Here is a 13,502-nt window from a genome sequence, read left to right on the forward strand (position 1 = left end):
GGAGTGCCACCCATGCTGACCGCTGAACAAGTCTTCGCCGCTCAAAAAGCCAATCTGGAAACCCTGTTCGGTCTGACGAACAAGGCCTTCGAAGGCGTCGAGAAGCTCGTCGAGCTGAACATCCAGGTCGCCAAGACCGCCATGAGCGAAGCCCAGGCCAATGCCGAAGCCGCCCTGTCGGTGAAGGACGTGCAAGAGCTGGTGAACCTGCAAGCCGCCCTGCTGCAGCCCACCGCCGAGAAGGCCGCTTCCTACAGCCGCCACCTGTACGACATCGCTTCGTCGACGAACGCCGAAGTGGTCAAGGTTGCTGAAGCTCAGCTGGCCGAAGCGCAAGCCAAGTTCGCCGCCGTCGTCGACAGCGCCGCCAAGAACGCCCCGGCCGGCACCGAGAACGCCGTTGCCCTGGTGAAGTCGGCCGTCGCCGCCGCCAACAACGCTTTCGAATCGGTGCAGAAGGCCACCAAGCAGGCCGTCGACGTTGCCGAAGCCAATTTCACCGCCGCCACGCAGTCGGCCGTGAAGGCCACGCAAACGGCCAGCCGCACCAGCCGCAAGGCCGCTGCCTAAGTTTTTCGTTTGTCTCCTCGGTACCGCACGACGCCCCGCGCGCCCTAACGTACCGTTTCAAGCCCGGCCCCGGCCGGGCTTTTTTGCGTCCTGCAGGGATTTCAGGATGTCCTGCACGACGTGTTCGTGCAACTCGTCGCGCGCCTGCAGGTCATAGCGCGCGAGGCCCAGCGCCAGCTGCAAGTAACCCAGCATCTTCAGCGCGACGAGGTCCACCTGAAGATCGCGCTGCGCCTCGGCAAGCCTGGCGTCCAGGCAGGCGTGGACCCGCTGGCGGGTCAGCTGCCGCATCCGCTCATAGGCGGGCTGGTGCTCGATGTCGATGTGGCCGGCCGCGGGCGTGGCGCTCATGTAGATCAGCCGGTACAGATCCGGCCGCTCCAGCCAGAAGGCCATGAAGCTGCGCACATGGGCCTCCAGCCGCCGCAGCGCGGTGCCGCCCTCGCCGTCCACCCGCAGCAGCTGTGCGTTCAAGGTCTCGAAGACCTCCACCCACAGCCCTTCCAGCAAGGCATTCTTGTTGGCGAAGTAGCTGTACAGCGCCATCGTCGACAGGCCGAACTCCTCGGCCATGCGGCGCATCGACAGCGCCTCCAGCCCTTCGTCGCGGTGGATCGCGCGGGCCCGCTCCAGCATGCGCAGCCGCAGCCGCTGCATCGCGTCCGGGCTGCGGCGCACGCGGGCCGCGGCAGGCCCGGCGGGCGCCTTCTTCTTCGTTGCCATCGCCGCTCTCCCTGAAATTCGCGGACTTATCGTACGCGTACGTCAATAAGCACCGAAACGCGTAAAAGTGTCACGGAAGCCCGTAGTCATCATGGTTTCTACTAACGTACACGTACAACAATGGCACCGCCATCCACCACGATCAATCCAGGACCTGCCATGCTCCAACGCATCTCGGTCGGGGCCAAGCTGGGCCTCGCCTTCTTCGTCGTACTGCTGATCACCGCCGTGCTTGGCGGTCTGTCCATTGTGCAGTTGGGCCGCGTCAACGATACGGCCACCGCGATGGCCAAGGACTGGCTGCCCTCGACCCGCGTCGCGCTGCAGATGGGTCAGCTAGCGAGCCGCTACCGCACCCGCGAATACCGCTACAGCACCAGCGAGGCCGCCGTACGGCCGACCGAACTGACCGCGGTGAAGAAGGGACAGGAATCGCTCGAAGCCTCGATCGCCGCCTACGACAAGCTGGTCAGCTCCGACGAGGAGGCCGCCAAATACAAGGAATTCAAGGCCGCATGGGCGGACTACCTCGACAACAGCCGCGCCATGCAGGCCGCGCTGGATGGCGGCGATGAAGAGAACGCACGCAAGCTGCTGACCGTCAGCGGCGCCGCCAAGTTCGACGTGATGAACAAGGCGATCGACGCCTTGGTCGAGATCAACGTTGCGGGCGCCGATGCCGCCAACGACCTGGGCGACCAGATCTTCTCCCGCAGCCGCTGGCTGATCATCGGCATGACGGCGGCGGCCATCGCGCTGGGCGCGAGCCTGGCCTGGCTGATCACGCGGCGCATCACGAAGCCGCTGTCGGAATCGGTGGCACTGGCTCAGGCGGTGGCCCAGGGCGATCTCACGCGCGAGCTGAAGCTCGCCGGCGACGACGAGCTGGCGCAGATGCAGCGCGCGCTGATGGAGATGGTCGGCCAGTTGCGCTCGGTCGTCTCGGAGGTGCGCAGCGGCGTCGATTCGGTATCCAGCGCCTCGTCGCAGATCGCCACCGGCAACCATGACCTGTCCGCCCGGACCGAGCAGACGGCTTCGAACCTGGAGGAGACCGCCTCCAGCATGGAACAGCTGACGGGCGCCGTGTCGCAGTCCGCTGATACCGCTCGCCAGGCCAACCAGCTGGCCAGCGCGGCCGCCGTTTCGGCGCAGCGCGGCGGCGAGGTGGTGGACGGCGTGGTCCAGCGGATGGCGCAGATCAGCGAGTCCTCGCAGCGCATCGCCGACATCATCGGCACGATCGACGGCATCGCCTTCCAGACCAACATCCTGGCGCTGAACGCCGCGGTGGAAGCGGCGCGCGCCGGTGAGCAGGGCCGCGGCTTCGCCGTCGTGGCCAGCGAGGTGCGCGCGCTGGCACAGCGCTCGGCCGAGGCGGCGAAGGAGATCAAGACGCTGATCCACCGCTCGGTGGAAACCGTCGAGGCCGGCACGAACGACGTCAGCGAGGCGCGCCGGGCGATGGACGAGATCGTCGGCGGCGTGCGTCGCGTGACCGACCTGATGGGCGAGATCGCCGCCGCCGCCACCGAGCAGCGCGACGGCATCGGCCAGGTGAACCAGGCGGTGGCCACGCTGGATCAGATGACGCAGCAGAACGCCGCACTGGTCGAGGAATCGAGCGCCGCGTCGGCCTCGCTGAAGGATCAGGCGCAGCGCCTGTCCGAAGTCGTCGCGGTCTTCAAGCTACGCGGCTGAACGTTCAGCGAACGTCCAGCCGTTCGAGCTGGTCGGCCACCAGCTCCAGCCGCAGCAGCGGGTTGTCCAGCTGCATCAGGCGCTGGCGCTCGTCCTCGGGCAACGGCAGCAGTTCGCACCAGCGGTTGGCCAGCCAGCCGCAATCGTCCCAGCGGTAGGGCGGCTGGATCGGCAGCTCGGCCGCGCCGGCGCCCTGCTCCAGGGTGTGCAGCAGGCCCTGCAGCAGGCGGGATGTGCGCTGCAGGTCGGGCGGCACGGGCACGGCAGCATCGGCTTCGAGCAGTTCGGCATCACCCACCCACAGGCCGTGCGGCAGGCACTCGCTGCGGCTCAGGCTGAAGCGCCGGCCGCCGCGGCAGCGGATCTCGATCAGGCCCGGCTGCGTGCGCTCGAAGGCTTCGATATGGGCCAGCGTGCCGACGGGCTGGAAGCTCTCGCGCAGGAAACGCCCCTCGCTGGACGCCGGATCGCGCCGGCGCACCTCGCCGCCGTCGATCAACCGGACGACGCCGAACGGCTGCTGCTCGGCATGGCAGCGCGCGATCATGTCCAGGTAGCGCGGCTCGAAGATCCGCAGCGGCAGCCGGCCGTCGGGGAACAGCACGGACTGCAAGGGAAACAGCGGGATGCTCTGGGCCATGCGGCGATTGTGACCGTCTGACCTGACCGTCAGCGGGTCTTGGCTTCGATGCGCTGGCGGATCTGCGGCAGCATCTGCAGCGCCATCTCACGGCCGGCCTGGATGCTGCGCTTGCGGGCGGCGAAGTCGGCACTGCCGATGCCGTCCAGCCGTGGGCGGATCACGACGTCGGCTTCCTTCAGCTCGAAGCCGTTGATGCTGCGACCCATGATCGCGACCGTCTGCAGCAGCATGTGCAGCGCATCCGGCGCCGGGTGGTCCACCGGCGGCGAAGAGATGTCCACCGCGATGATCAGCTCCGCGCCCATCTGGCGTGCGAAGCGCACCGGCACCGGCGAGACGAGGCCACCGTCGACGTACTCGCGCGGCCCGATGTTGACCGACTGGAAGATCGTCGGCACGGCGCTGGACGCGCGCACCGCGGTGCCGGTGTCGCCGGTGCGGAACATCACCGCCTCGCCGCTGGACAGGTCGGTCGCGACGATGCCCAGCGGCAGCGCCATCTTCTCGATCGTCTTGTTGCCGGTCTTCTCGCGCACGTAGCGAGCGAGGGCCTCGCCGCGGATCAGTCCGCGCGTTGGGAAGGCCCAGTCGGTGATCGCACCCTCGTCCATGCCCTCGGCCAAGGTCGCCAGCTCCTTGCCGTGCAGGCCCGAGGCGTACAGCGCCGCCACCAGGCTGCCGGCCGAGGTGCCGGCCACCAGGTCGACCTTGATGCCGTTCTCCTCCAGCACCTGGATCACGCCGATGTGGGCGAAGCCGCGCGCGGCGCCACCGCCCAGCGCCAGGCCGATGCGCGGCGGCTTGGGTGCGGGTTTCGGGCCGGGCGGCGTGGCGTCCACCGGCGGTACCGGCACAGTCGGCGGCGGCGTCGGCGAGCCGCTCATCGGGAGGCTGGAACAGGCCGCGAGGGCCACGGTGAGCGTCAGCACGCTCAGGCGGCGCAGCAAGCGTGCTGCGCGGTCGGGGAACCAAGTCATGCGGCGGATTCTATGGAGGCCATCATGCGAGCTTGTAACGCTGCAGATGAATGCTCGTCTCCGTGTTGCCGATGCCCTTGATCAGCCGCACCCGCTCCAGCACATTGGCCAGCTCGCCCAGGTTCGGCGAACGCAGCTCGGCCAGCAGGTCCCAGCGGCCGTTGGTGTCGAACAGGCTGGCCACACCCGGCTCGCCCAGCAGCATGCTGATCACCTCGCGCGTGCGGTTGCCTTCGACGGCGATGCTCATCCAGGCCACGATCTCGTCCGGCACCACGTCGGGCCGCAGCTTGACCGTATAGCCGTTGATCACGCCGCCGTCTTCCAGCTTGGCGATCCGGTTCGTCACGGTGCCGCGCGACACGCCCAGCTTGCCGGCCAAGGTCGCCACGCTGGCCCGGGCATCGACGCGCAGCAAGGCCAGGAGTTTCTGATCCAGTTCGTCCATTTCGGCAATTTACCCTGCCGTTTTGCCAAAACCCAAGCAGTTTCTTGGCGTTTCATGCGCTTCTGAATGGCATGAGGGCTGAGAACAATCGATCGGGACGATATTTCCAGCCGAGTCCGATCATGAGCACCACCGTCCTGCGCACCCAAGACATCGCCCGCATCGTCCATGCCACTGGCCTGCGCCCCTTCCTCGAACGGCTGCTGGCCACCATGGAAGCCGACTTCCGCCGCTGGCCCGAATTCGACAAAAGCCCGCGCAGCGCCGCCCATTCCGCCAGCGGCGTGATCGAGCTGATGCCGATCGCCGACGCGACGCTCTATGCCTTCAAGTACGTCAACGGTCACCCGCTGAACCATCTGCGCCAGTTGCCCACGGTGATGGCCTTCGGCGTGCTGGCCGAGGTGGCCACCGGCCTGCCGCTGCTGCTCAGCGAGATGACCTTGACGACCGCGCTGCGCACCGCCGTGGCCTCGGTGATGGCGGCGCGCCGGCTGGCGCGGCCGGGCAGCCGCACGATGGCGCTGATCGGCAACGGCGCGCAGGGCGAGTTCCAGGCGCTGGCCTTCCACCTGCTGATGGGCATCGACGAGATCCGGCTGTACGACCTGGACGCCGAGGCCAACGCCAAACTGATCCGCAACCTGCGCGCCTGCCCGGCGCTGAAGTTGCGCGCCTGCGCGAGCACGGCCGAGGCCGTGCGCGGCGCCGACATCGTCACCACCGCCACCGCCGACAAGACGCTGGCGACCATCATCACGCCGGAGATGCTGGAGCCCGGCATGCATGTCAACGGCGTGGGCGGCGACTGCCCCGGCAAGACCGAGCTGCATCGCGGCGTGCTGGAGCGGGCCGCGCGGGTATTCGTCGAATACGCGCCGCAGACGCGCATCGAGGGCGACATCCAGCAGATGCCGGCCGACTTCCCGGTGACCGAGCTGTGGCGCGTGCTGCGCGGCGAGGCGCCGGGCCGATCGGACGAGCGCGAGATCACCGTCTTCGATTCCGTCGGCTTCGCGCTGGAGGACTTCTCCGCGCTGCGTCTGCTGCGCGACTGTGCGCTGGAGCTGGGTCTGGGCGAGCCGCTGGCCCTGGTCCCCGAACTGGACGACCCGAAGAACCTGTTCGGTCAACTGAGCGCCGAGCCGCTCAGGCCGGCGAAGGCGCCAGTGACACCTCGTCCATCTGTTCAGGCCGCATGAAGCGCTTCGCGTAGTCCAGGTAGACGCCGGAGCGCAGGAACAGGTCGAACAGCGCCGGGTCGATGTGCCCGCCTTCGCTCATGCGGACCATGATCGCGACCGCCTCGGACAGCGTCTTGCCGTTCTTGTACGGACGGTCGTCGGCGGTCAGCGCCTCGAACACGTCGGCGATCGCCATCATCCGTGCCTCGATGCTCATCTGCTCGGCCGTGAGACCGCGCGGGTAGCCCTTGCCGTCCATCCGCTCGTGGTGGCCGCCGGCGATCTCGGGCACGCGCCGCAGGTGGCGCGGGAACGGCAGCTCCTCCAGCATGCGGATCGTCTGCACGATGTGGTCGTTGATCTTGTAGCGCTCTTCCTCGGTCAGGGTGCCGCGCTCGATCGACAGGTTGTAGAGCTCGCCGCGGTCGTAGAGGTGCTCCGGCTGGCGCACGGTGAAGCCACCGTGCGAGGGCGGCAGCTCGCCGCGCGGGCGCTCCAGCACGTGCTCCGGGCGATCCGACAGCAAGGTTTCCTCGGCCGGCAGCGGCGAGTCCGGCGCGGCATCCATCCGGCGGCGCTCCTGGTGCGAGACGCCCAGGCGCCGGTCCAGGGTGCGCAGCCAGCGGCGCGCGCCGATCTCGCGTAGCCGCTCGACCTTCTCAGGCGCCATGAACTCGCTGCCCACGTTGCAGCCGGCGACGAAGGCGAAGTCATCGTCCAGCCGGGCATGCACCGGGGCCAGATCTTGCCTCGCGCGTTCGATCGTGGCCGGATCCAGCGCCTGCTCGTAGCGGGCGATCGTCGCGTCGCGCTTGAGCACCTCGAAGCGGGTGCGGATCTCGTGGATGCGGTCGTAGATCGTCTCCAGCTTGGTCGCCTTGTCGACGACGAACTCCGGCGTCGTGACCTTGCCGCAGTCGTGCAGCCAGGAGGCGATGTGCAGCGCCTCCCACTGGTCCTCGTCGAGCTGGAAGTCGGCAAAGGGCCCCGTCTTCGCGTCGCAGGCGGCGCGGGCCAGCATCTTGGTCAGTTCGGGCACGCGCTGGCAGTGCGAGCCGGTGTAGGGGCTCTTCGCGTCGATCGCGCCGGCAACTAGCCGGATGAAGCTCTCCAGCAGATCCTTCTGCGCGCGCAGCAGCTGCTGGTTGTCGATCGCCACGGCCGCCGTGCCGGATAGCGCCTCGACGAAGGCCACGCGTGCCGGCGCCAGCTTGCCGCGCCGCCCGCCCGGCGATTCGAAACTCAGCGACAAGGTGCCGACCAGTTCGTTGCGGCGGTTCTTCAGCGGCAGCGCCAGCAGGTGGAAGTGCGAGGTCTGCAGGCGGTCGAACACATTGCCGTAGACGGCCATGTGCTGCGGGTTGTTCCAGTCCAGGTCCACCTCGACCGTCTGCTCGCTGTGCAACGCCCGCACGGCGGCCGAGGCGTCGTTCGCGTCGTCGACCCGCCAGGCCTGCAGCAGGCCGATGTCGCCCACCGCGTCGCGCAGGCGCAGGGCCGCCGGCTCCAGCAGCGTGCCGTCGGGGCTCAGCAGGTGCAGCGCACCGCCGGTGGCCTGCGAGGCGGTGATCGTCTCCTCCAGGATGCGATCCAGCAGCGTCGGGAAATGACGCTCCGCCGAGAGCGCGCTGGAGATCTCGAGGAAGCGCTGCAGCGACTGCTTCATGTGGGTCATCGACATCGCGAGCTGGTCGACCTCCCAGATCACGCTGCGTGCCGGATCGGGCCCGCTGAAGTCGAAGCGGCGGATGGTCTCGGCTTCCTGGCTCAGCTGCTTCAAGGGCTTGGAGACGAGGTTGGCCGCCCAGTGCACCAGCGGCAGCATCAGCAGCAGGATGCCGATGGTGATGGCCAGGCTGACGCGGCGGGAGCGCAACGCATCGGCCTGCAGTTCGTCGCGCGGCGCGGCGATCGCCAGGCGCAGGCCGGTGCTGCCACCCGGTGCGGCTGCATCGGGCAGCGCCTCCATCCGCACGACCCATTCGCGGTCCTCGACCTCGATGATCGGCGCCAGCGCCGCCGCGGGCGACTGCCGCACCGCGTTCCAGAGCTGCTGCAGCACCGGCACGCCGAGTTCCTCCACCGTCGGCAGCCGGCGTGCATTGCCGGCGGGCCGCGGATGCGAGGACGCGAGCACCGCGCCGTGCGCGTCGACGATCATCAGCTCCGACGAGGGCGTGATCCGCTGGCGCGCCAAGGTCTCGGACAGCGCGCGCAGGCTGACGTCCACCGCCGCCACAGCACGGCCCTGCGCCGCCGCCAAGGTCAGCCCGACGTCGTTGGTGGTGAAGAACAGATAGGGCGCGGTCTGCACGACGCCGCCGTCGTGCCGCTCCAGCGCCAGCTCGAACCACGGGCGCACGCGTGGGTCGAAGTCGTAGTCGGCCCGCTCGTCCGTCTGCAGCAGGCTCAGGTCGGCGGCGTAGAAGCGGTAGCGGCCGAGCACCTCATCGCGACCCCGCCGGTCGACGGACTGGAGCAGGTAGGCCGCAGCCGCAGGCGCCTGCACCTGGCGGCGGGTCTCGTCGTTGTCGAGCCGGCGCAGCAGCAGGAAGGAGCCCTCGGCCGTGCCGCCATAGACCGCCGCCAACGAGGGATTCGCCTGCAGCGCGCCGGCCAGCAGCGGCAGTTCCGCCAGGCGCTGGGCGGGCTCGCCGTCGGCCAGTAGCGGGGTGCGCGCGAGCAGCTGGGTGGTCGTGCGCGCGGGGCGCAGTTCGCCCTCGATAGAACCGAGCACCTCGCGGCCGACGCGCTCGAAGGTATCGGCCGCCTGCGCCAGCATGCGCCGCTTGTTGACCTGGAGCTGGTACGTCGCCAGTGCCGCATACAGCAGCACCACCAGTCCGATCATGATGACGGACAGCGTCACATAGATGGACCGCGGCTGGAAATTCGGCGTCTTCATCATCGGACCCATGAGGCCGAGCGCCGTCCGGCCCGTCAAGAAGGCCTCCCCCGGCGATCCGCTCGTTTTTGTGAGTTATTTCACCGGGAGCCTCTTCGCGGCTTCTGTCACGGCTTCTTCTTGCTCCGGTCCGGTACGACCGTCGTGATCGGCACCGGCGCGCCCGACAGCGGCTTGACCGGCGCGTCCTTCTTCGCCTTCTTCTTTTCCTTCTGCTTGTGCTGTCCCTTTTCGGCCATGGCCGCTCTCCAGAAAGTTGAAGCTGGCGATCATCGCTCAGAAACGTTAAGCCTAAACTTTCCCCATGGACTACGCCCCGCTCATCAAGGAAATCGGCCGCGGCACCAAGGGTGCGCGCGACATGGACGGCCCCACCGCCGAGGCATTGTTCGGCGCCGTGCTCGACGGCCGCGTGCCGGACATGGAGCTCGGCGCGATCCTGCTGTCCATGCGCATCAAGGGCGAGAGCGCCACGGAGTTGAACGCCTTCGTCCGCGCGATGCAGCAGCGCACCGCGCGCGTCGAGGTGCCCGCCGATGGCCCGCGCTGCGTGCTGCTGCCCACCTTCAACGGCGCCCGCAAGCAGGCCAACCTGATGCCGCTGGTGGCCTTGCTGCTGGCGCGCCGCGGCGTGCCGGCGCTGATCTTCGGCCGCCACGACTTCGACAGCCGCGAGAGCCCGTTCGAGCTGCTGGAAGCGCTGGGCCTGCCGCTGGCCGCCTCCACCGACGAGGCTGCGCGACAACTGCGCGAGGCCCGCATCGCAGCGCTGCCGCTGCACCTGCTGAACCCCGGCCTGGACACGCTGATGGCGCTGCGCCCCCGGCTGGGCGTGCGCAACAGCGGCCACAGCGTCGCCAAGCTGCTGGACGCGGCGCCGGGCCGCAGCGTGCGCGTGGTGGCGGTAACGCATCCGGAATACCTGGACAGCATGGGCCAGGCCCTGCTGGCCGAAACCGCCGGCGGCGGCCGCGCGCTGCTGATGCGTGCCAGCGAAGGCGAGGCCTACGCCCACCTGCGCCGCCGCGCCCAGCTCTACGGCTTCATCGACGGTGCCCGCCATGACCTGCACCCGGCGGATACCGAAGACATCGACTGGCCGCTCAACGATTGCTGCGAAGCGAGCGCTAACGCAGCGTTGATCCGCGAGATGATGGAAGGCCGCGCGCCGGTGCCGCCGCGGATCGAGGAACAGGTGGCCGCACTGGCCCGGCTGGCCACCGATCTGCGCTGAGCGCATGTTCTTATATTCTTCTCAGATATATATAGAGGCGTAAAAAGTAGTTCCGTTTCATATAAAGCATCCCTAGAGTGCAAAGCTCGGCACTCAACAGGGAGCGTTCTCTTGGACTGGACGGCAGTCATCAGCGGTTTCGGCGTCGGCGCCATCATCGGCATCACCGGCGTCGGCGGTGGCTCCTTGATGACGCCGCTACTGCTGTCGGTGTTCAAGCTGAACCCGGCCATCGCCATCGGCACGGACCTCTGGTTCGCTGCGGTCACCAAGGTGTCCGGCTCCATTGCCCACGCGCGCCACGGCCATGTGAAGTGGCGCATCACCGCGCTGCTGCTGGCCGGCTCGATCCCGGCCTCGATCGCCACCGTGGCGGTGATGCACCAGACCGGCATCACCAAGGCCTGGGCCCACACGCTGACCTTCTCGCTGGGCATCGCCCTGCTGCTGACGGCCGTGGTCGTCGCGTTCAAGCAGTCGTGGATGGCCGTCGGCCTGAAGCTCGAACGCTGGATCACGCCGGCGCGCCAGCCGATGCTGACCGTGCTGGCCGGCCTCGTGCTGGGCGTGCTGGTGTCGCTGTCCTCGATCGGCGCCGGCGCGATCGGCGCGACCTTGATCCTGCTGATCTATCCCCGGCTGGAAGCCCGCTACATCGTCGGCAGCGACATCGCCCACGCGGTGCCGCTGACCCTGGTGGCGGGCATCGGCCACGCCAGCCTGGGCCACGTCGACTGGTCCCTGCTGCTGCCGCTGCTGATGGGCTCGCTGCCGGGCATCTGGCTCGGCGCGCAGCTGACGCGGCGCCTGCCCGACGGCGTGATCCGCGCCCTGCTCTGCATCTCCCTCATCACGGCCGGCTGGAAGGTCCTGGCCTGATCCGGAACAAGTAAACGAATAGCCATCCATGTACGCCTATACCGACTTCGACCGCCAATTCGTCCACGCCCGCGCCGCGCAGTACCGCGACCAGTTGGCCCGCAACCTCGCCGGCACCTTGAGCGACGACGAGTTCCGCCCGCTGCGCCTGCAGAACGGCTGGTACGTCCAGCGCCATGCGCCGATGCTGCGCGTGGCCGTGCCCTACGGCGCGCTGTCCTCGCGCCAGCTGCGCCAGATGGCCAAGATCGCCCGCGAGCACGACCGCGGCTACGGTCACTTCACGACCCGCCAGAACCTGCAATACAACTGGATCCCGCTGACCCAGTCGGCCGACGTGATGGACCTGCTGGCCGATGCCGACCTGCACGGCATCCAGACCAGCGGCAACTGCATCCGCAACACCACCAGCGATGCCTTCGCCGGCGTGGCGCCGGACGAGATCGTCGACCCGCGTCCCTACGCCGAGGTGCTGCGCCAGTGGAGCACCCTGCATCCGGAATTCGCCTTCCTGCCGCGCAAGTTCAAGATCGCCATCTCCGGCGCGAAGGAAGACCGTGCCGCCATCGGCTGGCACGACATCGGCCTGCAACTCGTGAAGAACGAGGCCGGCGAGATCGGCTTCCAGGTCTTCGTCGGTGGCGGCATGGGCCGCACGCCCATCGTCGGCCAGGAGGCCACGCCCTTCCTGCCCTGGAACCAGATCCTCGTGTACATCGAGGCGATCGTGCGCGTCTACAACCGCTACGGCCGCCGCGACAACATGTACAAGGCGCGCATCAAGATCCTCGTGAAGGCCGAGGGCCAGAAGTTCTTCGACGCCGTCAACGAGGAATACCGCAACATCCTGCAGCATGACCGCGACGGCGCGGCCCATGTGATCCCGCAGGCCGAGCTGGACCGCGTGGCAGCCACGTTCACGACGCCGGCCGGCGTCGAAGCGGTGCCCGCTACCGACATCGCCCTCAACGCCAGCGGCGCCTACAAGCGCTGGATCGAGCGCAATGTGCACGCGCACAAGGTCAGCGGCTACCGCGCCGTGACGCTCTCGCTGAAGGCCACCGGCCAGCCTCCGGGCGACGCGACCGACTCTCAGATGGACGCCGCCGCCGACCTGGCCGACCAGTACAGCCACGGCGAGCTGCGCGTCAGCCACGACCAGAACCTGGTGCTGCCCTGGGTGCGCGAGGCCGACCTGCCGGCGCTGTTCGAAGCGGCCAAGGCCAACGGCTTCGCCACGCCCAACATCGGCCTGTTGACCGACATGATCGCCTGCCCCGGCGGCGACTTCTGCGCGCTGGCCAATGCCCGCTCGATCCCCGTGGCCGCCGCCATCACCGAGCGCTTCGAAGACCTCGACGAGCTCTACGACATCGGCGACATCGACCTGCACATCAGCGGCTGCATCAACTCCTGCGGCCACCATCACAGCGGCCACATCGGCATCCTCGGCGTCGACAAGGACGGCAGCGAGTGGTACCAGATCACGCTGGGCGGCGCGGACGGCTCGACCCTGTCGGGCAAGGCCGTGGCCGGCAAGGTGATCGGCCCCTCGTTCGCGGCCGACGAAGTGCCGGACGTGATCGAGTCCATCGTTCAGACCTACCGCAGCGAGCGCTCCTCCGGCGAGCGCTTCATCGACACCGTCAAGCGCATCGGCATCGAGCCGTTCAAGGCGCCGGCCAATGCGGTCCGCACGCTGACCGGCAAGCCCGAAACCGTTGCCGCCTGAGCTGGAGCCAAGAATCATGAAGTTCATCGACATCCACAACGATCCCTGGCACCGCGTCTGCGGCGAAGACGGCCCCAAGCCCGATCCCGATCCGGCCCCGCACCGGCTGCTGACGATCGAGCAATGGCACGCGGTGCGCGACCACTGGCCCGCCGGCTTGCCGACCGCCGTCGAGGTGCCCAACGACTTCGACATCGAAGGCCTGGAAGCCGACCTGCCGCGGCTCGCGCTGCTCGTGCTGCAGTTCCCGAAGTGGGTGGACGGTCGTGCCTACAGCCAGGCCCGCCTGCTGCGCTCGCGCTACCGCTATGAAGGCGAGATCCGCGCCACCGGCGAGGTGCTCGTGGACATGGCGCCGCTGCTCGCCCGCACCGGCTTCAGCGCCGCGCTGCTGCGCGCCGGCGAGAGCGTGGACGCGGCCCAGCGCGCGCTGGGCTTCTTCCCGCAGTTCTACCAGGGCGACGTGTCGGCCACCAAGCCGCACTTCGCCGCCGCCTGAGTCCGTC

13 protein-coding genes are annotated in these 13,502 nt (G+C 68.5%); 7 read left to right on the top strand and 6 right to left on the bottom strand.

All coding sequences use genetic code 11. The features are described from left to right. Window positions 1-12 precede the first annotated feature (12 nt). Complete coding sequence (locus SNE35_RS00155; RefSeq protein ID WP_320420700.1) at window positions 13-570, top strand: phasin family protein; 558 nt, start codon at window positions 13-15, stop codon at window positions 568-570. Window positions 571-627: 57 nt separating this feature from the next. Here SNE35_RS00155 and SNE35_RS00160 read toward each other — a convergent pair whose 3' ends face one another. Continuing rightward, on the bottom strand, window positions 628-1,293 hold the full coding sequence (locus SNE35_RS00160) for a TetR/AcrR family transcriptional regulator (RefSeq protein ID WP_320420701.1): 666 nt from the start codon (window positions 1,291-1,293) through the stop codon (window positions 628-630). A 159-nt stretch (window positions 1,294-1,452) separates the two neighbouring features. On the opposite strand from SNE35_RS00160, the gene SNE35_RS00165 reads away from it, so the two are divergent. Next, window positions 1,453-2,994 carry a methyl-accepting chemotaxis protein gene (locus SNE35_RS00165; RefSeq protein WP_320420702.1) on the top strand — a complete coding sequence of 514 codons (1,542 nt, stop codon included), beginning with the start codon at window positions 1,453-1,455 and terminating at the stop codon, window positions 2,992-2,994. Window positions 2,995-2,998: 4 nt separating this feature from the next. On the opposite strand, the gene SNE35_RS00170 is transcribed toward SNE35_RS00165, so the two are convergent. From SNE35_RS00170 to SNE35_RS00180, 3 genes are read right to left on the bottom strand one after another with little or no spacing between them, the layout of a single operon-like run. Next, on the bottom strand, window positions 2,999-3,634 hold the full coding sequence (locus SNE35_RS00170) for an LON peptidase substrate-binding domain-containing protein (RefSeq protein ID WP_320420703.1): 636 nt from the start codon (window positions 3,632-3,634) through the stop codon (window positions 2,999-3,001). Window positions 3,635-3,663: 29 nt separating this feature from the next. Then, window positions 3,664-4,614 carry a patatin-like phospholipase family protein gene (locus SNE35_RS00175; RefSeq protein ID WP_320420704.1) on the bottom strand — a complete coding sequence of 317 codons (951 nt, stop codon included), beginning with the start codon at window positions 4,612-4,614 and terminating at the stop codon, window positions 3,664-3,666. Window positions 4,615-4,636: 22 nt separating this feature from the next. Next, window positions 4,637-5,062: an Lrp/AsnC family transcriptional regulator gene (locus tag SNE35_RS00180; protein ID WP_320420705.1), complete on the bottom strand. Its 426-nt coding sequence runs from the start codon at window positions 5,060-5,062 to the stop codon at window positions 4,637-4,639. Between the two features lie 122 nt (window positions 5,063-5,184). Here SNE35_RS00180 and ocd point away from each other — a divergent pair, with 122 nt between their 5' ends. Beyond that, window positions 5,185-6,264, top strand: a complete 1,080-nt coding sequence (gene ocd, locus SNE35_RS00185) for an ornithine cyclodeaminase (protein ID WP_320420706.1) — start codon at window positions 5,185-5,187, stop codon at window positions 6,262-6,264. On the opposite strand, the gene SNE35_RS00190 is transcribed toward ocd, so the two are convergent. Next, window positions 6,212-9,151: an HD domain-containing phosphohydrolase gene (locus SNE35_RS00190; RefSeq protein ID WP_320420707.1), complete on the bottom strand. Its 2,940-nt coding sequence runs from the start codon at window positions 9,149-9,151 to the stop codon at window positions 6,212-6,214. The genes ocd and SNE35_RS00190 overlap by 53 nt on opposite strands. A gap of 107 nt (window positions 9,152-9,258) precedes the next feature. Then, window positions 9,259-9,390, bottom strand: coding sequence for a hypothetical protein (locus SNE35_RS00195; protein ID WP_320420708.1), 132 nt, complete (start codon window positions 9,388-9,390; stop codon window positions 9,259-9,261). Between the two features lie 65 nt (window positions 9,391-9,455). Between SNE35_RS00195 and ybiB the strand changes: the two genes are divergently transcribed. From ybiB to SNE35_RS00215, 4 genes are all read left to right on the top strand, one after another. Beyond that, entirely contained in the window at window positions 9,456-10,385 is a 930-nt protein-coding gene (gene ybiB / locus SNE35_RS00200) for a DNA-binding protein YbiB (RefSeq protein ID WP_320420709.1), read from the top strand. Between the two features lie 111 nt (window positions 10,386-10,496). Beyond that, on the top strand, window positions 10,497-11,264 hold the full coding sequence (locus tag SNE35_RS00205) for a sulfite exporter TauE/SafE family protein (RefSeq protein WP_320420710.1): 768 nt from the start codon (window positions 10,497-10,499) through the stop codon (window positions 11,262-11,264). Between the two features lie 28 nt (window positions 11,265-11,292). Further along, a complete protein-coding gene (locus SNE35_RS00210) occupies window positions 11,293-12,996 on the top strand; it encodes a nitrite/sulfite reductase (protein ID WP_320420711.1) in 1,704 nt (567 codons plus the stop codon). A gap of 16 nt (window positions 12,997-13,012) precedes the next feature. Further along, window positions 13,013-13,495, top strand: a complete 483-nt coding sequence (locus SNE35_RS00215) for a DUF934 domain-containing protein (RefSeq protein WP_320420712.1) — start codon at window positions 13,013-13,015, stop codon at window positions 13,493-13,495. Window positions 13,496-13,502 lie beyond the last annotated feature (7 nt).

The sequence above is a fragment of the Roseateles agri genome (assembly GCF_034043675.1).
In the GTDB taxonomy this organism is placed as follows: domain Bacteria; phylum Pseudomonadota; class Gammaproteobacteria; order Burkholderiales; family Burkholderiaceae_C; genus KK5.

Excerpts from the sequence above, each read along its gene's own strand:
- SNE35_RS00155 (WP_320420700.1), top strand. The coding sequence starts at position 13 with ATGCTGACCGCTGAACAAGTCTTCGCCGCTCAAAAAGCCAATCTGGAA.
- SNE35_RS00160 (WP_320420701.1), bottom strand. The coding sequence starts at position 1,293 with ATGGCAACGAAGAAGAAGGCGCCCGCCGGGCCTGCCGCGGCCCGCGTG.
- SNE35_RS00165 (WP_320420702.1), top strand. The coding sequence starts at position 1,453 with ATGCTCCAACGCATCTCGGTCGGGGCCAAGCTGGGCCTCGCCTTCTTC.
- SNE35_RS00170 (WP_320420703.1), bottom strand. The coding sequence starts at position 3,634 with ATGGCCCAGAGCATCCCGCTGTTTCCCTTGCAGTCCGTGCTGTTCCCC.
- SNE35_RS00175 (WP_320420704.1), bottom strand. The coding sequence starts at position 4,614 with ATGACTTGGTTCCCCGACCGCGCAGCACGCTTGCTGCGCCGCCTGAGC.
- SNE35_RS00180 (WP_320420705.1), bottom strand. The coding sequence starts at position 5,062 with ATGGACGAACTGGATCAGAAACTCCTGGCCTTGCTGCGCGTCGATGCC.
- ocd (WP_320420706.1), top strand. The coding sequence starts at position 5,185 with ATGAGCACCACCGTCCTGCGCACCCAAGACATCGCCCGCATCGTCCAT.
- SNE35_RS00190 (WP_320420707.1), bottom strand. The coding sequence starts at position 9,151 with ATGAAGACGCCGAATTTCCAGCCGCGGTCCATCTATGTGACGCTGTCC.
- SNE35_RS00195 (WP_320420708.1), bottom strand. The coding sequence starts at position 9,390 with ATGGCCGAAAAGGGACAGCACAAGCAGAAGGAAAAGAAGAAGGCGAAG.
- ybiB (WP_320420709.1), top strand. The coding sequence starts at position 9,456 with ATGGACTACGCCCCGCTCATCAAGGAAATCGGCCGCGGCACCAAGGGT.
- SNE35_RS00210 (WP_320420711.1), top strand. The coding sequence starts at position 11,293 with ATGTACGCCTATACCGACTTCGACCGCCAATTCGTCCACGCCCGCGCC.
- SNE35_RS00215 (WP_320420712.1), top strand. The coding sequence starts at position 13,013 with ATGAAGTTCATCGACATCCACAACGATCCCTGGCACCGCGTCTGCGGC.